Source organism: Streptomyces phaeolivaceus, assembly GCF_009184865.1.
Lineage (GTDB): Bacteria > Actinomycetota > Actinomycetes > Streptomycetales > Streptomycetaceae > Streptomyces > Streptomyces phaeolivaceus.
In genome coordinates, this window is the sequence record NZ_CP045096.1 from 3,868,608 (window position 1) to 3,893,579 (window position 24,972).

Here is a 24,972-nt window from a genome sequence, read left to right on the forward strand (position 1 = left end):
CACCCTTACCTTCCGTCGAAGCGCTTCGACACTCCTCGTCGAAACGATTCGACCGCCTCGGCCGGGAGGAGCCCCGATGAAGTTCACCGACGGCTACTGGCTGCTCCGGGAGGGCGTCACCGCGGCGTATCCGGCCGAGGTTCTCGACGTCACCGTCACGGACGGCGGCGGCGCCCTGCGGATCGACGCCCCGACCCGGCCCGTCCGCCACCGCGGCGACCTGCTGAAGGGACCGGTCGTGACGATCAGCGCCCACGCCCCGATGCCCGACGTCATCGGCGTGACCTTCACCCACTTCGAGGGCGAACGGCCCCGCGGCCCCCGATTCGAGCTGACCACACAGGAGTTCACCCCGCACGCCTCCTACGACGACGAGCACGCCACCCTCACCGCCGGGGAGCTGTCGGTCCGGGTCGCGCGCACCGGCCCCTGGCAGGTCGACTTCCTCGCCCACGGCCGCACTCTCACCACCAGCGGCCCCAAGTCGATGGGCATCATGCGCGAGGCGTCCGGCGCCCACCACCTGCGCGAACAGCTCAACCTGGGCGTCGGCACCTCCGTCTACGGCCTCGGCGAGCGCTTCGGCCCGCTGGTCAAGAACGGCCAGGTGGTGGACATCTGGAACGCCGACGGCGGCACCGCCACCGAACAGGCCTACAAGAACGTGCCGTTCTATCTCACCGACGCGGGCTACGGCGTCTTCGTCGACCACCCCGGCAAGGTGTCGTTCGAGGTCGCCTCGGAGGCCGTGTCGAAGGTCCAGTTCAGCGCGGAGACCCAGCGGCTGACGTACTACGTCGTCTACGGCCCCACCCCGAAGGACATCCTCCGCAAGTACACGGCCCTCACCGGCCGCCCGGCGCTCCCGCCCGCCTGGTCGTTCGGCCTGTGGCTGTCGACCTCCTTCACCACCTCCTACGACGAGGAGACGGTGACCTCCTTCATCGAGGGCATGCGGGAGCGCCGGCTGCCGCTCTCCGTCTTCCACTTCGACTGCTTCTGGATGCGGGAGTTCCAGTGGTGCGACTTCGCGTGGGACCCCCGCGTCTTCCCGGACCCGGAAGCCATGCTGGCCCGCCTCAAACGCCGGGGCCTGCGGATCTCCGTCTGGATCAACCCGTACATCGCCCAGCGCTCCCCGCTCTTCGCGGAGGGCAGGGCCCTCGGCCATCTCCTGCGCCGCCCCGACGGCAGCGTGTGGCAGTGGGACCTGTGGCAGCCCGGCATGGCACTGGTCGACTTCACCAGCCCGGCGGCCCGCGAGTGGTACGCGTCGAAGCTGGAGGCGCTGCTCGCCCAGGGCGTCGACTGCTTCAAGACCGACTTCGGCGAACGGGTGCCCCTGGACGTGGTCTGGTCCGACGGCACGGACCCGGAGCGGATGCACAACTACTACACCCACCTCTACAACCGCACGGTCTTCGACGTCCTGCGCAAACACCGGGGCGAGGGCGAGGCCGTGCTGTTCGCCCGCTCGGCGACGGCCGGCGGCCAGCGCTTCCCCGTGCACTGGGGCGGCGACTGCGAGTCGACGTACGAGGCGATGGCCGAGTCGCTGCGGGGCGGCCTGTCCCTGGGGCTGTCGGGCTTCGGGTTCTGGAGCCATGACATAGGCGGCTTCGAGGGCACCCCGACCCCCGCGCTGTTCAAACGGTGGATCGCCTTCGGCCTGCTCTCCTCGCACAGCCGCCTGCACGGCTCGTCGTCGTACCGGGTGCCCTGGCTCTTCGACGACGAGTCGGTGGACGTCCTGCGGAAGTTCACCCGGCTCAAGCTGAGCCTGATGCCCTACCTCCACGAGACCGCGCGCACGGCGCACACCGAGGGCCTGCCGATGATGCGCGCGATGGTGCTGGAGTTCCCGGACGACCCGGGCTGCGCGCATCTGGAACGGCAGTACATGCTCGGCCCCGACCTCCTGGTGGCCCCCGTCTTCAGCGACGAGGGCGAGGTCACGTACTACGTCCCCGAGGGCGTCTGGACCCGCTTCCCGGACGGCGACGGCGGCACGGTCACCGGCCCCCGCTGGGTCCGCGAGCGCCACGACTTCATGAGCGTGCCCCTGCTGGTGCGCCCCGGCGCGGTCGTCCCGGTCGGCGCGGTCACGGACCGCCCGGACTACGACCACGCCGACGGGGTCACCCTGCACGCGTACGGCCTCGCGCACGGCGACCGCGTGACGGTACCGGTGGGCGAGGTGACCTTCACGGTCGTCCGGGAGGGGAACGTACTGCGGGCGTCGTGCGGCGGGCCGAGGGCGCCGTGGGCGCTGGCGGCGGGCGGGCGCACGGTCCGGGCGGCGGCGGGCACGGGCTTCCTGACGATGGACCTGGACGGGCTGGACGGGGAGGACGGGGAGCGCCGGGAGCACCGGGAGTCGAACCCCGCGGAATCGAGGCCGGTGTGACAGTGAGGATCACGGACGTGGCCCGGCACGCGGGCGTCTCCCCGAGCACCGTCTCGTACGCGCTGAGCGGCAAGCGCCCGATCTCGGCGGAGACCCGGGCCCGGGTCGAGGCGTCCATCCGCGAGCTGGGCTACCGTCCGCACGCGGGCGCCCGCGCCCTGGCGAGCAGCAGGTCCAACGTCCTGGCGATGGTGGTGCCCTTACGGGCCGGGATCGATGTGCCGGTGGTCATGCAGTTCGCCGTGTCGGCGGTCACCTCGGCCCGTGCGCACGACCACGACGTCCTGCTGTTGACGCAGGAGGAGGGCGAGGAGGGGCTGCGCCGGGTGGCGGACTCGGCCCTGGTGGACGCGCTGATCGTGATGGACGTCCAACTCCAGGACCCCAGGCTGCCGTTGCTGCGCTCGCTGGACCGCCCGTCGGTGCTGATCGGCTTTCCCGCCGACCCCACCGGTCTGACCTGCATCGACCTGGACTTCCGGACGGCGGGCGAGCTGTGCGTGGAGCATCTGGCCGGTCTGGGCCACCGTGTGGTGGGGCTGATCGGCTCCCCGCCCGAGGTCTATGTCCGCCAGACCTCCTTCGCCCAGCGTGTCGTCCAGGGCTTCACCTCCGCCGCCACCCGCAACGGCATGTCCTCCACGGTCCACCCCTGCGAGGCCACCCCGGCGGCGGCCCGCGCGGTGGCGGAACGCCTCCTGCGCGAACAACCGGCCCTGACCGGCGTGGTGATCCACAACGAGGCGATCCTCGGCCCCCTGGTCGACGCCTTCGAACACCTGGGGCTGCGCGTCCCGACCGACCTGTCCCTCACGGCCCTCTGCCCGGACACCCACGCCACGAGCCTCCGCGTCCCCCTCACCTCGATCGCCATCCCGGCGGCGGAGGTCGGCGAACAGGCGGTCGCCCTCCTGATGAGGAAGCTGAACGGCACCCCCGTCCCCGATGCGACCCTGCTCCCGCCCCGTCTGACGGTCCGCGCGAGCACGGCCCGCCGGGCAGCGGGGTGAGACATGGCGAGGCCCCGTTGCCGTACGGCAACGGGGCCTCGCCCACATGGGAATTGTGGAGATGGCGGGAATCGAACCCGCGTCCAACGGTGCGGAACCAGGGCTTCTCCGTGTGCAGTTCGCTGTGATTTTCTCAGCCCCGGCGATCACGCGAACAAGTCGCCGACGGGCTCAGTCACTGTTTGTTTTCCCTCTTCACCCCGTGACCGGGATCAAGGTTTAGTCCCCTAGCTGATGCCAGGATCCGGGTCGGGAACAGCCCCGGGCTGACACTCCATTAGTGCAGGAGCAGTCTCTTAGCTACCTGAGATCAGGCGGCGAGGGAGAACTGCTGCTGCGGAGAATCGCTCTTGATAGTGGCGATTATTTTTTTCGGCCTGTGGTTTACGAGATCATGGCCGCTTCCTCGACACGCTTCCCCTGCCTCGACATCCGCTGTCGAAACCGATCATCCCCATGTTGTGTTTTCAAACCCTCGAAAGGGCTTCACGCACCCGCTGTGAGGTGCGCTGCCATCGTACGTGACCAACGCGAGCGCATGCCACCGTATTCCTCCCGGCCGGGCCGTAGGCTGGGCCGGGCTATGCGCGCTGCTTCCGCTTGGCCGCCGCGATCGCGCGGTCCGACTCCCGCCGGTCCTGCTTCTCCCGCAGCGTCTGCCGCTTGTCGAACTCCTTCTTGCCGCGCGCGAGAGCGATCTCCGCCTTGGCCCGGCCGTCCTTGAAGTACAGGGCGAGGGGCACGATCGTGTGACCCGTCTCCTGCGCCTTGGCCTCCAGCTTGTCGATCTCCTCGCGGTGCAGCAGCAGCTTCCGCTTGCGGCGCGCGGAGTGGTTGGTCCAGCTGCCCTGGTGGTACTCGGGGATGTGGGCGTTGTGCAGCCATGCCTCACCCCGGTCGATCTGGACGAAGCCGTCGGTCAGCGAGGTCCGTCCCTCGCGCAGCGACTTCACCTCGGTCCCCATGAGGACGATCCCGGCCTCGTAGGTGTCGATGATCGCGTAGTCGTGCCGGGCCTTCTTGTTCTGGGCGACGATCTTCTTCTTGCCGCCCTTCTCGCCGTCCCGGCCCTTGACGGCCGCCCCGCCCTGCTTGGGCTGGGACTCCTTCGGTACGTACATTCCCTTGCTCATAGTGCCGTCCATTTTCGCACTACGGAGGGGGTCCCCGGGAAGCCGATTAACGGGAGCGGCGAAGACGGCGGTGCGGGTTCACTGCCCGAGGCCGGTCAGCACCGTCTCGGCCCGCCGCAGCGCGTCCTCGTCGGCTTCGAGGTCGGGGGTGATGCCACGGCCGTCGACGCCCCGGCCGGAGGGGGTGCGGTAGTGGCCGACGGTCAGCTCGGCGACGGAACCGCCGGGGAGCCGGCTCGGCATCTGCACCGAGCCCTTGCCGAAGGTGCGGGAGCCCACGACGACCGCGCGACCCCGGTCCTGGAGGGCTCCGGTGAGCAGCTCGGCCGCGCTCATCGTGCCGCCGTCGACGAGCGCGACCAGGGGTCTGGTGGTGTCCCCGCCGGGTTCCGCGTGCAGGGCCCGCTCCTCGCCGTTGACGTCGTACGTGGCGACGAGGCCGCCGTCGAGGAAGGCGGAGGCGGCGGTGACGGCCTCGGAGACCAGACCGCCGGAGTTGCCGCGCAGGTCGAGGACGAAGCCGGTGGCGTCGGCGGACTGCTCGACGGCGGCTCGTACGAGATCGCCGGAGCCCTTGGTGAACGCGTCGACCGTGATGACGCCGACCCCGCCGGCGGTACGGCTGACGGTCACGTCCTCGGTGGAGAGGCGGGCCCGGCGCAGGGTCTCGGACCAGGTCCGGGTGCCACGCTCCAGCTCCAGCGACACCCTCGTACCGGCGGTCGCGCTCTTGGGGGTGCCGGTGTTCCCGGTGCCCTCGTCGATCGCGTCGCCGCGGAGTAACGAGACGACCTCGGTGACCGGGCGGCCGTCCACCTTCTCGCCGTCGACGCGCACGAGCCGGTCGCCCGCGCGGATCCCGGCGCGGGCGGCGGGCGAGCCGTCCTGCACCCGGGTCACCTCGACGTGGCCGTCGCGCCGCAGCCGGGCCCAGAGGCCGACGCCGGTGTACTCGCCGTCGAGGGCCTCCTCGAACTGCTCGTACTCGCCCTCGGAGTAGACCGCGCCCCAGCGGTCGCCGCTGCGGCTGACGGCCCGCTCGGCGGCCTCCACGGGGGACTCGCCCTCGGCCATGGCCTCGGCGGCGGCGTCGGCGACGTCCTGCTCCTTGTCGGCCGGGGCGGAGCGGGAGGGCTTGGCGACGGCGGTCGTGCCGCCCTGCGGCGGGTCGAAGGAGCCGGTCGCCGCGCCCGTGGCGAGGACGCTCGCGAAAACCAAGGTCAGGGCGGCCCCGCGGCGGATGCGGCGGGGCTGGGAGAACAGGTCGCGGCCTGACATGTCGGCGAGTCTAGGACAACGCGAAGGGCCGCACCGGCCCTTGCCGGTACGGCCCCAGGGGCATGCGTCACACCTTCAGGTACTTGCGCAGCGCGACGAACGCCGCGAGCGCCGGCATCAGGAAGCTCACCGTGAGGATGAGCGGGAGCTTGACGAGGACCGCGTCCCAGCCGACGAAATTGATCAACGGCAGGTTCTGGGACAGCGATACGCCGTTGTCGATCACGAAGTACTGGCCGAGCGCGAGGAAGGCGCAGGCGATCACCCCGCCGATGACACCGGCGACGGCCGCCTCCATGATGAACGGCGCCTGGATGTAGAAGCCCGAGGCGCCCACCAGCCGCATGATCCCGATCTCACGACGACGGCTGAACGCCGAGACCCGCACGGTGTTGACGATCAGCAGCAGCGCGACGACGAGCATGACGGCCATCACACCGCGCGCCGCCAGGTTCAGATAGCCGAGGAGCCGGAACAGGTTGTCCAGGATGCCCTTCTGGTCCTGCACCGACTGCACACCGTCACGCCCGTTGAAGGCGCTCGCGATGACCTGGTACTTCTCCGGGTCCTTCAGCTTGATCCGGTACGACTCCTGCATCTGGTCCGGGGTGAGGCTGCTGGCCAGCGGGGAGTCGCCGAACTGCTCCTTGTAGTGCTTGTACGCCTCGTCCTGGGACTCGTGGGCGACGTTCTCGACGACCGCCATCTTGCCCAGGTCGGACTTGATCTGGTTCTTCTGCTCGGTCGTGACGGCGCCCTTGGCGCAGTTCGGGTCGGACTCCGCGTCGCTCTTGTTGCAGAGGAAGATCGACACGTTGACCTTGTCGTACCAGTAGCCCTTCATCTGGCTGACCTGGTCGCTCATCAGCAGCGAGCCGCCGAACAGGGCGAGGGAGAGTGCGACGGAGACGATGACCGCGAAGGTCATCGTGAGATTGCGGCGGAGACCGACACCGATCTCCGACAGGACGAACTGGGCCTGCATGGCGTCTCGCTGAGCCTTTCGTGGACGGGGGCGGTCAGTGCTGGTAGCCGTAGACGCCGCGTGCCTGGTCGCGGACGAGGCGGCCCTTCTCCAGCTCGATGACGCGCTTGCGCATCTGGTCCACGATGTTCTGGTCGTGGGTCGCCATCACCACGGTGGTGCCCGTCCGGTTGATCCGGTCGAGCAGCTTCATGATGCCGACGGAGGTCTGCGGGTCGAGGTTGCCGGTGGGCTCGTCCGCGATGAGGAGCCGGGGCCGGTTCACGAAGGCCCGCGCGATGGCCACGCGCTGCTGCTCACCACCGGAGAGTTCGCCCGGCATGCGCTCCTCCTTGCCGCCGAGGCCGACCAGTTCGAGCACCTGCGGCACGGACTTGCGGATCTCGCCGCGCGATTTGCCGATGACCTCCTGGGCGAAGGCGACGTTCTCGCCGACCGTCTTGTTCGGCAGCAGCCGGAAGTCCTGGAACACCGTCCCGAGCTGGCGGCGCATCTGCGGCACCTTCCAGTTGGACAGGCGCGCGAGATCCTTGCCGAGGACGTGCACCTGCCCCTGGCTGCACCGCTCCTCGCGCAGGATCAGCCGCAGGAACGTGGACTTTCCGGAGCCGGAGGACCCCACGAGGAACACGAACTCGCCCTTCTCGACCTCCAGGGACACATCCCTGAGTGCGGGGCGGGTCTGCTTGGGGTAGACCTTGGACACGTTGTCGAATCGGATCACGGATGCACCACAAGCCGTCGGGAATGGATGGACGAGACTGTACCGCGCCGTAAGCGGGCCCCGGTGAGGGCGCAGCCCGAACAAGGGGCGCGGGGAACCGCGCGACCAGCCCCCACCGACCCGCGGCCCTCCGACAACCGCACCCACCCCTTTCCGAGGCCCCCGCGCAACCTCCGGAGGAACCTGGCACAGTGGTGTGGAGGAACGGTCCGGTTCCGCGAACCGTTGAGGTATGTGTGAGGCCATTGCAAGGAGGGCGAGGCGCATGACGTACGACCGGTTGGTGTGCGCGAACTGCGCGTCCCCCGTCGCCGAGGGCCGCTGCCATGTGTGCCGGGCCAGTCGCGAGCGGCTCCAGCAGGAGAACCCGTTCGCGAGCCTGAGCCCCATGACGCTGATCGCCCTCCTGGCGATCCTCATAGCGGCGGTGGCGCTGCTGGCGCACCAGACCGCGTAGCGGGCGGAGAGCGGCGCAGAGGCACGACCGAGGTACGACAGAGGTACGGCGGAGGTACGACAAAGGCCCGGGGCTGGCTGCCCCGGGCCTCATGTACGTCTACACGTCTACGGTCAGGCGGTGGCGTCGCGGCCGACCATCAGCCGGGGCAGCAGCCGGAAGCCGATGCCGCCGGCGATCATCGTGGCCGCGCCGACCAGCAGGAACGTGGTCTCCGCGGCACCCGTCTCGGCCAGCTCGCCGCTGCCGGCGCCCTGGGCCTGGGTCTCCGAGCCGGTGTCCGTGAGGGCCGAGGAGCCCTCCTGCTGGACACTCTCGTCGTTGCCGCCGTCGGGGTCGGTGCCACCGGTGGTGGAGCCGCCGTCGGAGCTGGAACCGCCGGTGCTCGAACCGCCGTCGGTGGAACCGCCAGAGGTCGAACCACTGGAGCTCGAACCGCTGGAGCTCGAACCGCTGGAGCTCGAACCGCTGGAAGTGGTGCCACCGTCGGTGGTCGTGCCGCCGTCGGTCGTGGTGCCACCGTCCGTGGTCGTGCCACCGTCGGTCGTGGTCCCGCCGTCCGTGGTGGTCCCGCCGTCGGTCGTGGTCCCGCCGTCCGTGGTGGTGCCGCCGTCGGTCGTGGTGCCACCGTCCGTGGTGGTCCCGCCGTCGGTCGTGGTGCCACCGTCCGCGGTCGTGCCACCGTCGGTCGTGGTGCCACCGTCCGCGGTCGTGCCACCGTCGGTCGTGGTGCCACCGTCCGTGGTGGTCCCGCCGTCGGTCGTGGTGCCACCGTCCGCGGTCGTCCCACCGTCGGACGCGCCGATGCTGGTGCCCTCGATGTCGTTGCCGGTCTGGACCGAGACATCGGCCTCGACCGAACCGCCGTCGTCGGTGCTGACACCGACGCCGACACCGAGGTCCAGCGCGGAAGCGGCACCCGCGGCGGTCAGTGACGCGCCGGCGGCGATCACAGCACCCGCGGCTATTCGCGCCACGCGGATCCGCGTCTTCTTCGTCATATGGCTGCTACCCCCAGTAGCTCATCAGTGATTGGAGCAGAGCGCCCGGGGCCGCGATCAACGGGAGCAGTCGGTTGGGTCGAAGTCCCCCGGTTCACATGCGCCCCAGTAATGCGCATGCCACGCGCCACCCTTCCCAGTTTTCGCAGCAACGTCAAGGTCGTTGCGTACGCGATGTCCCGTTCACCGCATTTGACCTCGTCACCGACATGTGAGTGTGACGTAAGACCCAGACATCCCCGCACAGACGCGACAACGGACAAGGCAACCGCCTTCCCGGGGAAGGCAGTTGCCTTGTCGACAAAGCGCCGAATTCCGCGCCCCTACTTCTCCTGCTGCTTGCGCCAGCGAATTCCGGCCTCCAGGAAGCCGTCGATCTCGCCATTGAACACGGCCTCGGGGTTGCCGACTTCGTGCTCGGTGCGCAGGTCCTTGACCATCTGGTACGGGTGCAGGACGTACGAACGCATCTGGTTGCCCCAGGAGTTGCCGCCGTCGCCCTTGAGGGCGTTCATCCTGGCCTGCTCCTCCTGGCGGCGCCGCTCAAGCAGCTTGGCCTGGAGGACGTTCATCGCGGTGGCCTTGTTCTGGATCTGCGACCGCTCGTTCTGGCAGGAGACCACGATGCCGGTGGGGATATGGGTCAGCCGCACCGCGGAGTCGGTGGTGTTGACGCCCTGTCCGCCGGGCCCGGAGGACCGGTAGACGTCCACCCGCAGCTCGGACTCGTCGATCTCGATGTGGTCGGTCGTCTCCACCACGGGCAGGATCTCGACCCCGGCGAACGAGGTCTGCCGGCGCCCCTGGTTGTCGAAGGGCGAGATCCGCACGAGCCGGTGCGTGCCCTGCTCGACGGAGAGCGTGCCGTAGGCGTACGGCACCTGCACGGCGAAGGTGGTGGACTTGATGCCCGCCTCCTCCGCGTACGAGGTCTCGTACACCTCGGTCTTGTAGCCCTTCTGCTCGGCCCAGCGCAGATACATCCGCTGCAGCTTCTCGGCGAAGTCGGCGGCGTCGACGCCACCGGCCTCGGCGCGGATGTTGACCAGGGCCTCACGGGAGTCGTACTCGCCGGACAGGAGGGTACGGACCTCCATCTCGTCCAGCGCCTTCTTGACGGAGGTCAGCTCCGACTCGGCCTCGGCGCGGGTGTCGGGGTCGTCCTCCTCCTCGGCCATCTCGAAGAGGACACCGAGGTCGTCGATGCGACCGCGCAGCGCCTCCGCCTTCCTGACCTCGGCCTGGAGGTGGGAGAGCTTGCTGGTGATCTTCTGCGCCTCGTCCGGGTTGTCCCACAGGGACGGCGCGGCTGCCTGCTCCTCGAGCAGGGCGATGTCGGCCCTCAGCTTGTCGAGGTCCAAAACGGCCTCGATCGACTCCATGGTCGAGGAGAGGGACTTCAGCTCTTCGGATACATCGACGACTGCCACGCTCCCCAGCCTAACGGCTCCGCCGGGTGCGTTCTTCGGCCGCGGGTGGGTGGGGCTTCTCGCGCAGTTCCCCGCGCCCCTGAAAGACACAGGCCCTGCGGCCCTGAAAAGCACGGAGCGCAGCCCCCGCTTTTCAGGGGCGCGGGGAACTGCGCGACCAGCCCCCACCGGACCCGCACCCGCCGACCGAACCCGCACCCCCGAGCTACAAGGCGCCCGGTCAAGGACTCTCCGGCGCCGAATTCCTCGTGTCGGACGGCGCCCCACCGTCCTCGTCCCCGGAGGTCGCCGCCCACGCCCCGACCCCCACCGCCGCGATCAACGCCACCGCCGCCGCCCCCAACGTGATCCGCCGCCGCCGCACCGCCCCGCTCCCCCGGTTCCGCGCGGAACCGGGCCGCGGCGCCCCCGCCGCCCGGGGCACCCGCGCGGTCCCCCGCGCACCCCCGGCCAGCTCGTCCGGCCCCGGCACCCGCATCGACGTATGGGTGTCCCGGTTGGAGTCCGGCTTCGCCCCCGGCACCAGCGGCACCGCCCCCCGCCGTACCCGCTCGCGGGGCGCCTCCGTCTCGGCGGGCTCCTCCTCGTATCCGTCGCCGGACTCGGTGCCGGGCTCGTCGACGTCCAGCGGTGCCATGCCCGCCAGCAGCGGCAGCTGCTCCCGCAGCCGGGCGGCCAGCTCGGACGCGCGCAGCCGGGAGGCCGGCGCCTTGGCGAGGCACTGGACGAGCAGCTGCCACAGCTCCTCGGGGATGCCGGGCAGCGGGACGACGGTCTCGGTGACATGGCGGCGCAGTACGGCGCCGGGGTGTCCGCCGCCGAACGGGGTGAACCCGGCCAGCAGCTCGTACAGCACGGTCGCGAGGGCGTAGATGTCCACGGCCGCGCGGGGCGGCAGGCCCTCGACGATCTCGGGGGCGAGATAGTCCGGCGTACCGATGATCTTCGTGGCGCGGGTGCGGCGGGGGGAGTCGATCAGCTTGGCGACGCCGAAGTCGGTGAGGAGGGCCGGGTGGGCGCCGCCGGGGCCGAGCGGGCCCTGCATGTCCAGCAGCACGTTCTCCGGCTTGACGTCCCGGTGGACGACCCCGGCCGCGTGCGCCGCCGCCAGGCCGTCCGCGATGTCGGCCACTATGGCGACCGCCGCCTCGGGGGCCATGCGCCGCTCCCGGTCGAGACGGGTGCGCAGATCGGTGCCCCGGACGAGGTCCATGACGAGGGCGAGGTCGTTGCCGTCGACGACGAGGTCGCGGACGGAGACCACGTTCGGGTGGTCGAGGCCCAGCAGCGCGGTGCGCTCCTGGACGAAGCGGCCGACGAGTTCCTGGTCGGACGAGAGGTCCTCGCGCAGCAGCTTGATGGCGACGGGGCCCTCCGGGCCCTCACCCAGCCACACCGTGCCGGCGCTGCCCCGCCCCAGAATCTGGTTCGCGGTGTACCGGCTTCCGATCTTCCGTCCCAAGACTGCTCCTACAGGCCGCGTGTTGGCGACAAAGCTACGCGCCCCGGGCCCCAACGTTCACCGCCGAGGCGGAAATCACCCCTCAGATGTCGACAAGTCCCCAACGTGGGGCTCCGCGTAGGGCTCCGCCTGGGTGCGGGGTGCGCGAATGGGGGTGGGAGGTCGATTGCGTTGGCGACTGCGGGTGAGTGGGGGCTGATCGCGCAGTTCCCCGCGCCCCTGAAAAGCATGGGGTGGGCCCGGGTAACCCAAGGGGCGCGGGGAACTGCGCGAGAAGCCCCACCGGAGCCGCACCCGCCGACCGAACCCGCACCCCCGAGCCGGTGGGCGCCCTACTGCCCTGAGCCGTTGTCCAGTTCCCTGACCCACTTGCCCACTTCGCCGACCCAGTCGGAGAGCTGGCCCCACCAGCTCTGGCCGGTGCCGACCCACCCCTGGAGAGGGGTGAACTCCCAGATGAGCCAACCACCCACGAAGAGCAGGACGATCATGAACAGGCACCCCTTGAGGCACCCGAGCCCCGGGATCCGCATCGGGTTGGCGCTGCGCTGCCGAGGCTCGCGCGGCGGCCGAGGCTCCCGCTGAGGCCGGGGCGCGGGCTGCTGCGGCTGCGGCGCGGGCGCATACCGCTCCGGCTGCCGACGCTGCGGCTGCGGCTGCTGCGGAGGCGCGTACTGCTGCTGCTGCGGGTGGCCGTACCCCGGGCCGGGCCCACCACCCTGAGGCGCCCGCTGCTGCCGGCGCTGCTGCGGCTGTCGCGGCGGCTGCTGAGGAGGCTGCTGCGGCCGGTTGACCTGCCGCTGCGGCCGACGGCGCAGCGGGTCCTCGTCGGGGTCGAGGTACTGGACCTGGGTCTGCTCGTTGCGGTCGCGGGCCGCGCGGAGCTGGTTCTGCCAGGGGTGCGGCTGCTCGGGCTGCTGGCCGCCGGGGTCGTGCGAGGGCGCCGGCGGCATGACGGACGTCGGGTCGGCGCCGGAGGTGTGCGGGAGCACGGTCGTGGGGTCGCCCGAGCCGGCCGGGCCCGAGGTGTGCGGGAGCACGCTGGTCGCGCCGTTCGGGTCGTACGCGCCGGCGCCGTGCGGCAGCACCTGCGTCGCGTCGGCCGAACCGAACGGGTCCGGGGCGGCGCCCGGCACCTGCGCGGGCGCCGGGTCGGGGGCGAGGATGTGGCCCACGCCCTCGGCGGCGGCGATCTGCATGGAGTTCGCGTGCACCCCGACGCCCTCGGCGACGATCCGGAGCGCGCGGGCGAGGTTGACCGCGCTGGGCCGCTCGTGCGGGTTCTTGCGCAGGCAGCGCTCGATGACCGTCCACAGCGGGTCGGGGACGGTGGAGGGGCGGCGCGGCTCGGCGCTGAGGTGCTGGTGCAGGACTTCGAGCGCCGACTGGCCGTTGAACGGCGGGCGCCCGGTGACCAGTTCGTACATCAGGATGCCGGCGCCGTAGATGTCGACGGCGGAGGTCTGCGGCTGGCCCTCGGCGGACTCGGGGGCGACGTACGTGGGTGTGCCGACGAACTCGCTGGTCCGGGTCAGGCCCGGGGAGTCGGCGAGGCGGGCGATGCCGAAGTCCGTCAGCATCGGGTGCATCTCGCCGCCGCCCTGCCTGAGCAGCACGTTCGCGGGCTTGAGGTCGCGGTGGACGACGCCGTCGGCGTGGCTGGCGGCGAGCGCGTCGGCGATCTGGGCGGTGAGCAGGGCCGCGCCGACCGGCGAGAACGGGCCGTTCTCCCGGAGGTAGCGGTGCAGGTCGGGGCCCTCGATCAGGTCCATGACCAGGGCCAGCAGATCGCCCTCGACGACGAGGTCCCGCACCCGGACGATGTTCGGGTGGGTCAGCCGGAGCAGCACGGAGCGCTCCCGCAGGAACCGCATCACGATGTCCGCGTCGCTCGCGAGTTCTTCCTTGAGGACCTTGATCGCCACGGTCTCGCCGGGGTGGCCGGGAACGGCCGCCTCGGCTCCCGCGGTCTCCCGCTGGCGGGCGCGCCAGACAGTGCCTGTGGCGCCGCGTCCAATGGGCTCCTCCAGGAGGTACTTGCTCCCTACCGGCCGCACGTCATGCGCTCCCTGCTGCTTGCTTGCCTGGTCACGCCCTGGAGTCCTGCGGACGTTCCGACCACTGTAGTGCGGCCGTCCACGGGACCGGGCTGTTCGCTTCCCGACTCTTCCTGCCCACTCTGTCCGCTTGCTGTGGCTTGAGCACGTACGGGCACCCGTGTGCGTTCGGTGGAAAGACGCTCCCCCATGGGCGGTTGGTTGCCGTGCGGGGGTGTACGGGGTTCCGGATGCGGACGTGAGCGATCCCGAATACGGCCGCGATACGGACGTGACCGATCTCAAGTGATCAACTACTGGGCACTGGTCAGGCACTTTTGGGGGCAGAGCCGACCAATCAAGATCACTTGACGGTGGGCGGCGGGCGTGTTGTCAGTGGCAGGTGCGAGGATGCCTCCAGCTACTGGCCGACGTGCCCGTGCGTGGTGGGGGAAGTCCGCGGTGGGGACCGCGCGGTCTCGTCCTCGTCGTCGCGGGTGCCCGCGCGGAAGGGACCGCTGACGGCGATGCAGATCCGGCTGACCGTCGTAGACCCGCTGGGACCGCCCTCGGAGCCGCGAGGACGTGCCACGGCCTGCGACGTGCTGGTCACGGCGCCCGCCGGGACGGCCCTGGCGGCCGTGGCCTCGGGCCTCGCCTCCGCCGTCGGCGACGGCGGCGGCGGCGCGGAGCGTCTCGAACGCGGCCGGGAGGTCGGCGGCGGACAGGTCGTGCTGTACGCCGGTGCCGAGCGCCTCGACGCCCAGCGCTGCACCCTGGGCGAGCCGCCCCTGATCGACGGCGCCGTGCTCTCCCTGGGCGCCCCCGCCGAATCGGGCCCCGAGGTCGACGAGGCCGCCGCGCAGCTGCATGTCGTGGCCGGCCCCGACGCGGGCGGTGTCCATCTGCTGCACGGCGGAAAGATCCACATCGGCCGTTCCGCCGACGCCGACGTCCCGCTCGACGACCCGGACGTCTCCCGCCTCCACTGCGCGGTCACCCTCGCCGGCGACGGCCGGGTCTCCGTCGTCGACCTCGGCTCCACCAACGGCACCACCCTCGACGGCACCCGCGTCGGCGACCGCCCGGTCCGTCTGGCCCCCGGCGCCCTCCTCCGCATCGGCGAGTCCGCCCTCCGCCTGGCCTCGTCCTCCGGGGCCCGCGGAATCACGACGGCACCCGACGGAGAGGGCCACGTCCGGGTGGCGGTCGGGGGTGCGGGGGCCGAGAGCGGCTTCGGCTCCGGATTCGGTTCTGGCTCCGGTTCTGGCTCCGGGGGAGCGGCTCGTGGGGCTGCGGATCCGGAGCGCGGTCGTGCCGAGCGGCGGACCGTGCCGGGGCAGGGCGGGGTACCCGGCATCGAGCGGACGTCGGAGCCGCCGTCGGAACGAACAACGGAACAAGCAGCGGAACGGACGTCGGGACGGACGTCGGGACGAACAGCCGGGGGCTCGGGGGTGCCGGCGCCCGCCACCGGGCGGGGAGCGGTGCCCGTTGCCCGTCGGGGGCCCGTGGACGAGGGCGCGCCGGGCGAGGGCCGGGCGGAAGCCCATGGCCGCGCCGACGACACCCGAGAGACCCAGGACGGCCGCGAGACCCGGGGCAGCCGTGAGCCCCGGGGCGACGACGACTCGTACGGCCCCGTCGAGTCCGGTACGCGCAAGGGCACCCCTCTTCGGGGGACGGACGTGCCGCGTGGGCTGCGTAAACGGGGTGGGTTCGGGGCCTGGGCCCGGCGGCTGGCCGGGGGGCGGGCGCAGGCGGGGGCCGAGTACGACCCGTACGAGTACGACGCGGAGTACGACGAGGACGAGCGAGGGGCGATGGCCTCGGTGCTCCCGGCGGGTGGCGAGCGGCAGCCGGAGACCTGGCCGGATCCGGCCGCGCTGCTGCTGACCGCGCTGGGGCCGGGCGCCCGGCTGTGGGAGCGGGGGCCGGGCCACCCGGAGGCGCTGACGGTGCGGCTGGGGACGACGGACCGGGCGGCGCCGGACGGCTCGGGGCTGTTGCCGGCGGTGCCGGTGACCACCGGGCTGCGGGAGGTCGGCGCGCTGGGGCTGGCCGGGCCGCGCCCCCGGCTGATGGGGCTGACCCGCGCGGTCGTGGCCCAGCTCGCCGCGCTGCACTCCCCCGACGCCCTGGAACTGGTCCTGATCAGCGCGGACCGCTCCCGCACCCCCCAGGAGCGCGCCGCCGACTGGTCCTGGCTCGGCTGGCTCCCCCATCTCCGACCCGCCCACGGCCAGGACTGCCGTCTCCTGCTCGCCTACGACCGCGAGCAGACGACGGCCCGGCTGGACGAGCTGCTGCGCCGCGTCGAGGACCACGCGGCGGACACGGCCGGGCACGCGCCCGGGAGCACGGCGGGCACGGGCGGCGGGCGTACGGCGGGTGGGGCCGAAGCCGGTTCCTCCGGGCCTCGGGCCGTGCGGCGGCCGTCGTGGGCCCGGGAGGACGGACCGGCGGGCAGTGGCTTCGACGGGCCGTACACGGTGGTGATCGTGGACGGGGACCCCGGGGGCGCCGATGTGCGGGAGGCCGTGGGGCGGCTGGCGCAGGAGGGGCCGTTCGCCGGGATCCATGTCGTGTGCCTGGCCGAGACGGAGTCGGCGTCGCCCGCGTCGCCGGTGACGGAGACGTACACGGCGGCCTGCGAGTTCTCACCGGCGTTCCGCGCGTGCGGGGCCGTCGCCCTGCTCAGCGGCGATGTCGCCACGGCGCTGCGGCTGCTGCGGGTCACCTCCGCCGGACACGGCACGAGGAGCGGCCCCGGGGGCACGGGACAAGGCGGCTCGGGTCGCACAGGGGCCACACGCACCGCGTCCTCCGCATCCCCCACTTCTTCCGGTTCCCCCACTTCTTCCGCTTCCCCGGCTGCCTCTTCGTCCGCTTCCTCCGCCGGTCACGCGCGCGGTGCGGAAGCCGGTGCCTCGTCGAGCCGTACGCACACCCACATCGATCTCGCGGGGGGCGCGCGCTCGGGTGCCGACGAGCGGACGCATCCCGGCACCCGGGACATCCCCGCGCTGGACGCGGACGACGCGCCCGGACTGCTGAACCACGGCACGGTGGCCACGCTGGACGCGGTGTCGGCGGCCTGGGCGGAGCGGTTCGCGCGGGCGCTGGCGCCGTTGCGGACGGACGGGGCGGCCGGGGACCGGCAGGCGCGGGTGTCGGCTCCGCTGCCGCAATCGGCGCGGCTGCTGGACGAGTTGGGGCTGGCGCGGGCCACCCCGGCGTCGCTGATGGCCCGGTGGGCGGACGCCGCCGACGACACGACGGCGCTCGGCGGGCGGGCCTGGGCCGTGCTCGGCGCGGGCCCGCGCGGGCCGGTCTCCGTGGACCTCGTCGCCGAGGGCCCGCATCTGCTGATCGAGGGGCCGGTCGGCAGCGGCCGTACGGAGCTGCTGCGGTCCGTGGCCGCGTCGCTGGCCGCCGCCGAGCGGCCCGACCGGCTGGGGATCGCCCTGGTGGACGGACGGGACGGCGGGGCAGGTGGCGCCGCCGGGACCGGCGGGGCGCGGACCGGGGAGGGGCTCGCGGTCTGTACGGACCTGCCCCATGTGGGGACGCATCTCACGGCCAACGACCCGGTCCGGATGCGGGAGTTCGCGCAGTCGCTGATCTCCGAGCTGAAGCGGCGGTACGAGTTGCTGGGCGGGCTGGGGTTCGGGGAGTGGCACACCCGGCGCGCGGTCTCCGGGCGGATCGTCCCGCAGCGTTCGGCGGCGTCGGGAGCCCCGGGGGCGGGGGCTTCGGGGTCCGGGGCCGCCCAGGCGGGGTCGGCCGGGGCGGCCGATCTCGACTCGTCCTCCAGTTCCACGCTGCGGCTGCGGCCGGCGGCGAGCCGCAGGAGCGCCGACCAGGACGGCAGGAGGGCGGCCGGGAAGAGCCCGGCCTCGGAGCTGCCCCGGCTCGTCGTCATCGTCGACGACCTGGACGCCCTGCTGTCGCCCCCGCTGGGTTCCACGGGGCGGCCGGCGGCCGGGTCGGTCGTACGGGCCCTGGAGGCGGTGGCCCGGGAGGGCGAGCGGCTCGGGGTGCATCTGGTCGCCACGACCGGGGCCGGTGGGCGTACGGGCGAGGGTGAGCTGGGGCGGGCGGCCGGTGGGCGGGTCGTGCTGAGCGCGCCCGTGCCGGGGCCGGACGAACCGGCTCCCGGGCGGGGGGAGTTGCTGGGCGAGGGAGAGCGTACGACCGCGTTCCAGGCGGGCCGCGTCACGGGGCGCATCCCGCGTACGGCGACCCTCCGGCCGACCGTCGTCCCGCTCGACTGGGCCCGCATGGGCGACCCGCCGGCCCGCCGCCCCGTCCGCGAGCTGGGCAACGGCCCCACCGACCTGGCGCTGCTGGCCAGCGCCCTGGACCGCGCGGCCAGGGAGGTCTCGGCGACGGAGGTCCCGTCCCTGCTCTGAGCGGCAGCGGGGAGGGGGCCGCAGGCCCCTCAAGGGGCGCGGGGAACGTCGCGAGCGACCACGACGGACCGGTCACCCGCCGACGACGAGGCACCCCCACGGCGATCAGGCACCCGGCCCCCGACCCCACTCCATGGTCACGACGCGGTCACGATCAAGACGTACACCCGGCAGGCGCCCTTGCCGCCCCCTCCCACCCGGCGTAGACCAGAGCGCACGGGACAGCGCTCTACGTTCGACGACGCACGGAGAACGGGGTCAGTGATGCGCAACATCCACCGCATTCGTCGCACTCTTCGCACGCTTCGTACAGCACACCAGCCCAACACCCCGCACAAGCGGGCCCATCCCCCCACGCACAACGCCCTCGCGGCCCTCGCCGCAGGCGTCCTCGCCCTCTCCCTCACCGCCTGCGGCGGCGGTGACGACGACAACGGGGACGAGGGCGACACCGGCACCGGCGGCAAGGAGGCCGGCGTCCAACTCCCCAAGCTGGACGGCCAGAAGCTGGAGGTCGCGGCCGTCTTCACCGGCCCGGAACTGGACAACTTCCAGAAGGTGCTGGACGAGTTCGAGAAACGCACCGGCGCCTCGGTGACGTTCGTACCGACCGGCAACAACACCTCCACGTTCCTCGGTACGAAGATCGAGGGCGGCAAGCCGCCGGACGTCGCGTTCCTGCCGCAGGTCGGTGTGTTGCACCAGTTCGCCGAGAAGGGCTGGGTGAAACCGCTCGGGGCCGATGCCCAGGCCCAGTTGGACAAGAACTTCTCGGCCGGCTGGAAGGACCTCGGCGCGTACGAGGGCAAGCAGTACGGCGTCTACGCGAAGGCCGCCAACAAGTCCCTGGTCTGGTACAACGCGGGGGCCTTCGAGGCGGCCGGGATCACCGGGGAGCCCAAGACCTGGGACGAGTTCCTGGAGACCGCGCAGACGCTCTCCGACGCCGGTACGCCCGCCGTGTCCGTCGGCGGCGCCGACGGCTGGACGCTCACCGACTGGTTCGAGAACGTGTACCTCTCGCAGGCCGGCCCGGAGAAGTACGACCAGCTGGCCAAGCACGAGATCAAGTGGACGGATCCCTCGGTCAGGGACGCCCTCACCACGCTCGCCGAGCTGTGGGGCAAGGACGATCTGCTGGCGGGCGGCTCCTCCGGGGCGCTGCAGACCGACTACATCAAGTCGATCACCAACACCTTCGCCGGGGACACCCAGGCCGGGATGGTCTTCGAGGGCGACTTCGTGGCCGTCACCGTCAACGGTGACACGGACGCGAAGATCGGCACGGACGCCAAGGTCTTCCCGTTCCCGGCGGTCGGCGACGACTCCCCCGTGGTCACCGGCGGCGACGCGGCCGTGGCGCTGAAGGACGGCGAGGGCGCGCAGGCGCTGCTCACCTTCCTCGCCTCGACCGACGCGGCGGAGATCTGGGCGGCGCAGGGCGGCTTCCTCTCCCCCAACAAGGAGATGGACGAGGCCAGTTACAAGGACGACGTCACCCGGGAGATCGCCAAGGCGCTGCTCGCGGCGGGCGACGACTTCCGCTTCGACATGTCCGACCAGGCCCCGGCGGCGTTCGGCGGCACCCAGGGCGTCGGCGAGTGGAAGGACCTGCAGGACTTCCTGAAGAACCCCGACGACGTGGCCGGTGCCCAGAAACAGCTGGAGACCGACGCGGCGAAGGCCTACGGGAACGGCTGACGGCCGCCTCATGCCGTCCGCCGTGACGAAGACGGCGGGGGGCGCCGGCGCGACGCCGACGCCCCCCGCCGCATCGCGCAAGAGCGTGACGAGGACCCGGCTGTGGGTGGCGGTGCTGTTTCTGCTGCCCGCGCTGGTGCTGCTCGGCGCGCTCGTGGTCTACCCGATCGGGTACTCGATCTGGCGGAGCCTGTTCGACGCGGACGGCTCGGGCTTCGTCGGCCTCGACAACTACGCGGACATCTTCTCCGACGACTCCACCCTCGTCGCCGTACGCAACACCGCGATCTGGGTCGCGGTGGCCCCGGCGCTCGTCACCGCGCTCGGGCTGATCTTCGCGGTGCTGACCGAACGGGTGCGCTGGGGAACGGCGTTCAAGCTGATCGTCTTCATGCCGATGGCGATCTCGATGCTGGCCGCCGGGATCATCTTCCGGCTGGTGTACGAGCAGGATCCGGACCAGGGCGTCGCCAACGCGGTCGTGACGTCCGTGCACGACGTGTTCGTGGACGAGTCGGTGTATCCGAAGGCCCGGCCCCATGCCCAGGTGAGCGATCTGAAGGCGTCCGGCGGCGGGTCGTTCACCACGGAGGGGACCGTGCGGTACGGGGACTCGAAGCGGCTCCCGCTGGTGGGCATCGCCCCGAACCGGCTGCCGGGCACCCCGCAGGACGCGAAGGCCGCGCCCCCCGAGCTGGGAAAGGTCACCGGCACGGTCTGGCTGGACTTCAAGCTGGGCGGCGGCGGTGAGAAGGGGGTGATCGACCCCGGCGAGAAGGCTCTGGAGGGCGTCGAGGTCGAGGCGGTGAAGGACGGGAAGGTCGTCGCCACCGCGCGCAGCGGCGCCGACGGCACGTTCAGCCTGCCGGAAGCCGCCGACGGGGCCCGACTGAGGCTGCCCGGCTCGAACTTCGCGGCGCCCTACAACGGTATCGACTGGCTCGGCCCGACCCTCGTCACCCCGGCCGTGATCGGCTCGTACATCTGGATGTGGGCGGGCTTCGCGATGGTGCTGATCGCGGCGGGGCTCGCCGGGGTCGACCGGAATCTGCTGGAGGCGGCCCGGGTGGACGGGGCGAACGAGTGGCAGGTGTTCCGGAAGGTCACCGTGCCGCTGCTCGCGCCGGTCCTGGTCGTCGTCCTGGTCACGCTGATGATCAATGTGATGAAGGTGTTCGACCTCGTCTACATCATCGCGCCCCAGCCCACCCAGGACGAGGCCAACGTCCTCGCGCTGCAGCTGTACTTGGTGTCGTACGGCGGTGGGGGCGACTTCGGTCTCGGCAGCGCGATCGGTGTGGTCCTGCTGCTGCTCGTGCTGCCGGTGATGTGGGTCAACATCCGGCGCCTCAGGAAGGAGCGCCAGCGGTGACGACTGTCGAGGAACGCCCCACGGCCGAACGCCCCACGACCGTCGGGAAACGCTCCGTCGCCTCCCGGCTCGCGAGCGGCGCGGCGGGGGGCGCACTGCGTGTGTTCCTGCTGCTGGTGGCGCTGTTCTGGCTGGTGCCGACCTTCGGGCTGCTGGTGTCGTCGTTCCGCGACCCCACGGACATCGCCACCTCCGGGTGGTGGAAGGTGTTCTCCGCCCCGGCCCAACTCACCACCAAGAGCTACCAGTCGCTCCTGGAGAACGACGACATCACGAACGCCCTCTTCAACACGATCTGGATCACGGTGCCGGCCACCCTGCTGGTCGTCCTGATCGGCGCGATGGCCGGATACGCCTTCGCCTGGCTGGACTTCAAGGGCCGCGACTGGTGGTTCATGCTCGTGGTGGGGCTGCTGGTGGTGCCGGTGCAGGTGGCGCTGATCCCGCTGTCCGGGCTCTTCCGGGACCTCGGGATCTTCGGCGACATCATCGGGGTCGTCCTCTTCCACGTGGGCTTCGGACTGCCGTTCGCGATCTTCCTGTTGCGGAACTTCTTCGCGGAGATCCCCCGGGAGCTGCTGGAGGCTGCGCGGCTGGACGGGGCCGGTGAGGTACGGCTGTTCGCGACGGTCGTCCTGCCGCTGGCCGCACCGGCGTTGGCCTCCCTCGGCATCTTCCAGTTCCTCTGGGTCTGGAACGACATGCTGGTCGCCCTGGTCTTCTCCAGCTCCGACTCCCAGCCGCTGACGGTCGCACTCCAGCAGCAGGTACGGCAGTTCGGCAGCAACATCGAGATCCTGGCGCCGGGCGCGTTCATCTCGATGGTGATCCCCCTGGCCGTGTTCTTCGCGTTCCAGCGGCAGTTCGTGTCGGGGGTGATGGCTGGGGCGGTGAAGTAGGCACCGGGCACTCAAGAGTTGAACGGCAGGGGGCGCAGCCCCCGCCGTTCAGGGGCGCGGGGCTGTATCGATGTGCGGCTCCGCCGCGTGGGCGCGAGCAACCCCCGCGCACCCGCACCCGAATTACACACCCGCACGCCCCCAACTCCCCCAGAAATCCCCCGTATGGAACACGCACCGTAACCAAATCATCCCATCGGCCGTTTCCGGGCAGTATGCCCGCGCCGACCCATGGATGTCCTCCTTGCCCAGGTTCAGTGTCATCGTTCCCGCGTACAAGGTTCAGGCGTACCTGCACGAATGCCTGGATTCCGTGCTGTCCCAGTCCTTCACCGACCTCGAAGTGATCGTCGTCGACGACGCCTCCCCCGACAACTGCGGCGCGATCGCCGACGAGACCGCCGCGCGCGACCCGCGCGTACGGCGGACCGTGCGCCTGCGGGAGAACGCCGGCCCGGGTGCCGCCCGCAACAAGGGGATGGAGTACGCCAGGGGCGACTACCTCCTCTTCCTCGACGGCGACGACACGTTCACGCCGGGCGCGCTCCAGGCGATCGCCGACCGCGTCAAGGAGACCGGCGAACCCGACGTCCTCGTCCACGACTTCGCCCGCACCTCCTGGTCGGGCGCGCCGGTCCGCGTCGCACACGACCCCCGGCTCACCGAACAGGGCCCGGCCCCGTTCCGCCTCGACGACCGTCCGGGCCTGCTGAACATCCGCCCGGTGGTGTGGAACAAGGCGTACAAGCGGGAGTTCGTCGAGGACCACGACTTCCGGTTCCCGTCCGGCGTCTACGAGGACACGGCGTGGACGTACCCCGTCCTGATGGCCGCCGAGTCCGTGGCCACCCTCGACCGGGTCTGTGTCCACCAGCGCCGGCGCCGCCACGGCAGCCTGCTCGGGGCGACCACCCGCGGCCACTTCGACGTGTTCGGGCAGTACGACCGGGTGTTCGCGTACATCGACGAGCGGCCGGAGCTGGCGCAGTGGCGCCCGGTGCTGTTCCGGCGCATGCTCGACCACCTCACCTCCGTGTTCTCCCAGCGCCACCGGTTGCCGCGCGAGGCGCGCGCCGAGTTCCTGCGCACGGTCCGCGCGCACTGCGCCCGCTATCACACGCCGGGCGCCCCCATCCGCGCCCGCGCCCGGGTCCGGCACGCGCTCCTGCGGCTGGGCAGCCCGCGTACGTACCGGGCACTGTGGGCCCTGGCCCGGCTGGGCCGGGGCACCGGCCGCCTGGTGCGGGGCCTCGCCCGGCTGCTGCGCGCCGGCGGCCTCCGGGTCCACTACCGCGTGCAGCGCCTGCTGCCGCTGCGGGCCGACCGGGCGGTGTTCGGCGCGTACGACGGCCGGGGCTATGTGTGCGGCCCGGCCGCGCTGGAGAACGCGTTCCGTACATACGTCCCCACGATGCGCACGGCGTGGGTCGCGCGCCCCGAGCACCACCACACGCTCCCGGTGGCGACCCGGCGGGTGCTGCCCGACTCGATGGCGTACTGGACGGCGCTCGCCCGCTCCAAGTACCTCGTGCACAACACGGACTTCGACCGGCGCCTGGTCAAGCGGGCCGGTCAGGTCCTCCTCCAGACCCAGCACGGCACTCCGCTCAAGCACATGGGCCTGGACCTCCAGGACCGGCCGGCGGCGGCGCGCGGCACGGACTTCGCGGCGGCCCTGCGCGGCAGCGACCAGTGGGACTTCGTCCTGTCGGGCAACCGGCACTCCACCCTGGTCTGGGAGCGGGTGTTCCCGTCCGCGTACACGACCCTCGAATACGGCTCCCCGCGCAACGACGTGTTCCTGAGGGCCAATTCGACGGACGTGGCCCGGGTGCGCGAGCACCTCGGCATCCCCGAGGGCGCGGTCGCCGTCCTGTACGCGCCCACCCACCGCGACTACCGGCACTCGCAGCGCGCCCACCTCGATCTGGAGCGGGTGCTGCGCAAGCTCGGGCCGCGTTTCGTGATCCTGGCCCGCGCCCATCACGCGTACGACTCGCCGCTGACGGATCTGGCGCACGGCCGGCTGCTGGACGTGACCGACCACCCGAGTGTGGAGAACCTCTGCCTCGCCTCGGACGCGCTGGTCACCGACTACTCGTCCCTGATGTTCGACTACGCCAACCTCGACCGGCCGATCGTGATCCACGCGGAGGACTGGGAGGCGTACGAGGCGGCGCGCGGGACGTACTTCGATCTGCGGTCCTTCCCGCCGGGCGCGGTCGCCCGCAGCGAGGACGAGCTGATCGACATCTTCGCCACGGGGCACTGGCGCGGGTCGCGGTCGGCGCAGCTGCGGACGGCGTTCCGGGACCGGTTCTGCCCGTACGACGACGGGCGGGCGGCGGAGCGGGTGGTGCGGCGGGTGGTCCTGGGCGACACCTCCCCGGTCGACTTCGTCCCGCCGGCCGACCGCCACCCCGTCCCGTCCGCCGCGGCGGCCCATCCGGGCGGCGCGGACGATGTGCTGGGGACGTAGGCGTTTCCTCGCCCCCGCCGCCCCTACCCATCCCATCCCATCCACCAGGGACTGCGCCCCTTCGACCCGCATCCGCGGGTCCGGTGGGGGCTTCTCGCGCAGTTCCCCGCGCCCCTTGGCAACCCGGGCGCACCCCCGTGCTTTTAAGGGGCGCGGGGAACTGCGCGAGAAGCCCCCACTCAC

General features: G+C 71.8%; 16 protein-coding genes and 1 other RNA gene. 8 read left to right on the top strand and 9 right to left on the bottom strand.

All coding sequences use genetic code 11. The features are described 5' to 3' along the window. Positions 1-76 precede the first annotated feature (76 nt). Both yicI and F9278_RS18150 read left to right on the top strand, forming a co-directional pair. Positions 77-2,407: an alpha-xylosidase gene (gene yicI, locus F9278_RS18145; protein WP_226966795.1), complete on the top strand. Its 2,331-nt coding sequence runs from the start codon at positions 77-79 to the stop codon at positions 2,405-2,407. Beyond that, positions 2,404-3,417: a LacI family DNA-binding transcriptional regulator gene (locus tag F9278_RS18150; protein WP_152169309.1), complete on the top strand. Its 1,014-nt coding sequence runs from the start codon at positions 2,404-2,406 to the stop codon at positions 3,415-3,417. Before yicI ends, F9278_RS18150 begins: the two co-directional genes overlap by 4 nt. A 53-nt stretch (positions 3,418-3,470) precedes the next feature. Here F9278_RS18150 and ssrA read toward each other — a convergent pair. The 5 genes from ssrA to ftsE form a co-directional block, all read right to left on the bottom strand. Then, positions 3,471-3,873, bottom strand: a transfer-messenger RNA (tmRNA) gene (gene ssrA, locus F9278_RS18155). A gap of 125 nt (positions 3,874-3,998) precedes the next feature. After that, on the bottom strand, positions 3,999-4,538 hold the full coding sequence (gene smpB, locus F9278_RS18160) for an SsrA-binding protein SmpB (RefSeq protein ID WP_152173930.1): 540 nt from the start codon (positions 4,536-4,538) through the stop codon (positions 3,999-4,001). 90 nt (positions 4,539-4,628) lie between these two features. Then, positions 4,629-5,828 carry a S41 family peptidase gene (locus F9278_RS18165; protein ID WP_152169310.1) on the bottom strand — a complete coding sequence of 400 codons (1,200 nt, stop codon included), beginning with the start codon at positions 5,826-5,828 and terminating at the stop codon, positions 4,629-4,631. A 67-nt stretch (positions 5,829-5,895) separates the two neighbouring features. Further along, positions 5,896-6,813, bottom strand: a complete 918-nt coding sequence (ftsX, locus tag F9278_RS18170; RefSeq protein ID WP_152169311.1) for a permease-like cell division protein FtsX — start codon at positions 6,811-6,813, stop codon at positions 5,896-5,898. A gap of 34 nt (positions 6,814-6,847) precedes the next feature. Next, the gene (gene ftsE / locus F9278_RS18175) at positions 6,848-7,537 is read right to left on the bottom strand and encodes a cell division ATP-binding protein FtsE (RefSeq protein ID WP_152169312.1); all 690 of its coding nucleotides are present in this window, start codon (positions 7,535-7,537) and stop codon (positions 6,848-6,850) included. Positions 7,538-7,802: 265 nt separating this feature from the next. Between ftsE and F9278_RS18180 the strand changes: the two genes are divergently transcribed. Then, the gene (locus F9278_RS18180; RefSeq protein ID WP_005486830.1) at positions 7,803-7,994 is read left to right on the top strand and encodes a hypothetical protein; all 192 of its coding nucleotides are present in this window, start codon (positions 7,803-7,805) and stop codon (positions 7,992-7,994) included. A gap of 113 nt (positions 7,995-8,107) precedes the next feature. Here the strand turns inward: F9278_RS18180 and F9278_RS18185 are convergent, their stop codons facing one another. The 4 genes from F9278_RS18185 to F9278_RS18200 form a co-directional block, all read right to left on the bottom strand. Next, positions 8,108-8,995, bottom strand: coding sequence for a hypothetical protein (locus F9278_RS18185; RefSeq protein WP_152169313.1), 888 nt, complete (start codon positions 8,993-8,995; stop codon positions 8,108-8,110). 323 nt (positions 8,996-9,318) lie between these two features. Then, the gene (gene prfB / locus F9278_RS18190; RefSeq protein ID WP_152169314.1) at positions 9,319-10,425 is read right to left on the bottom strand and encodes a peptide chain release factor 2; all 1,107 of its coding nucleotides are present in this window, start codon (positions 10,423-10,425) and stop codon (positions 9,319-9,321) included. A 220-nt stretch (positions 10,426-10,645) separates the two neighbouring features. Next, entirely contained in the window at positions 10,646-11,887 is a 1,242-nt protein-coding gene (locus tag F9278_RS18195; protein ID WP_152169315.1) for a serine/threonine-protein kinase, read from the bottom strand. A 332-nt stretch (positions 11,888-12,219) separates the two neighbouring features. Then, positions 12,220-13,944 (bottom strand): serine/threonine-protein kinase, encoded by a 1,725-nt coding sequence (locus F9278_RS18200; protein ID WP_152169316.1) that lies wholly within the window; start codon positions 13,942-13,944, stop codon positions 12,220-12,222. A gap of 506 nt (positions 13,945-14,450) precedes the next feature. On the opposite strand from F9278_RS18200, the gene F9278_RS18205 reads away from it, so the two are divergent. From F9278_RS18205 to F9278_RS18225, 5 genes are all read left to right on the top strand, one after another. Beyond that, positions 14,451-18,338, top strand: coding sequence for an FHA domain-containing protein (locus F9278_RS18205; protein WP_152173931.1), 3,888 nt, complete (start codon positions 14,451-14,453; stop codon positions 18,336-18,338). Positions 18,339-18,602: 264 nt separating this feature from the next. Then, complete coding sequence (locus tag F9278_RS18210) at positions 18,603-20,039, top strand: ABC transporter substrate-binding protein (RefSeq protein WP_152169317.1); 1,437 nt, start codon at positions 18,603-18,605, stop codon at positions 20,037-20,039. 10 nt (positions 20,040-20,049) lie between these two features. Continuing rightward, a complete protein-coding gene (locus F9278_RS18215) occupies positions 20,050-21,411 on the top strand; it encodes a carbohydrate ABC transporter permease (RefSeq protein WP_404818910.1) in 1,362 nt (453 codons plus the stop codon). After that, entirely contained in the window at positions 21,408-22,310 is a 903-nt protein-coding gene (locus tag F9278_RS18220) for a carbohydrate ABC transporter permease (protein ID WP_152169319.1), read from the top strand. The genes F9278_RS18215 and F9278_RS18220 overlap by 4 nt, the downstream gene beginning before the upstream one ends. Positions 22,311-22,545: 235 nt before the next feature. Next, on the top strand, positions 22,546-24,789 hold the full coding sequence (locus tag F9278_RS18225) for a bifunctional glycosyltransferase/CDP-glycerol:glycerophosphate glycerophosphotransferase (protein WP_152169320.1): 2,244 nt from the start codon (positions 22,546-22,548) through the stop codon (positions 24,787-24,789). Positions 24,790-24,972: the final 183 nt, after the last annotated feature.

Excerpts from the sequence above, each read along its gene's own strand:
- F9278_RS18225 (WP_152169320.1), top strand. The coding sequence starts at position 22,546 with ATGTCCTCCTTGCCCAGGTTCAGTGTCATCGTTCCCGCGTACAAGGTT.
- yicI (WP_226966795.1), top strand. The coding sequence starts at position 77 with ATGAAGTTCACCGACGGCTACTGGCTGCTCCGGGAGGGCGTCACCGCG.
- F9278_RS18215 (WP_404818910.1), top strand. The coding sequence starts at position 20,050 with ATGCCGTCCGCCGTGACGAAGACGGCGGGGGGCGCCGGCGCGACGCCG.
- F9278_RS18165 (WP_152169310.1), bottom strand. The coding sequence starts at position 5,828 with ATGTCAGGCCGCGACCTGTTCTCCCAGCCCCGCCGCATCCGCCGCGGG.
- F9278_RS18210 (WP_152169317.1), top strand. The coding sequence starts at position 18,603 with ATGCGCAACATCCACCGCATTCGTCGCACTCTTCGCACGCTTCGTACA.
- smpB (WP_152173930.1), bottom strand. The coding sequence starts at position 4,538 with ATGTACGTACCGAAGGAGTCCCAGCCCAAGCAGGGCGGGGCGGCCGTC.
- ftsX (WP_152169311.1), bottom strand. The coding sequence starts at position 6,813 with ATGCAGGCCCAGTTCGTCCTGTCGGAGATCGGTGTCGGTCTCCGCCGC.
- F9278_RS18185 (WP_152169313.1), bottom strand. The coding sequence starts at position 8,995 with ATGACGAAGAAGACGCGGATCCGCGTGGCGCGAATAGCCGCGGGTGCT.
- F9278_RS18180 (WP_005486830.1), top strand. The coding sequence starts at position 7,803 with ATGACGTACGACCGGTTGGTGTGCGCGAACTGCGCGTCCCCCGTCGCC.
- F9278_RS18205 (WP_152173931.1), top strand. The coding sequence starts at position 14,451 with ATGCAGATCCGGCTGACCGTCGTAGACCCGCTGGGACCGCCCTCGGAG.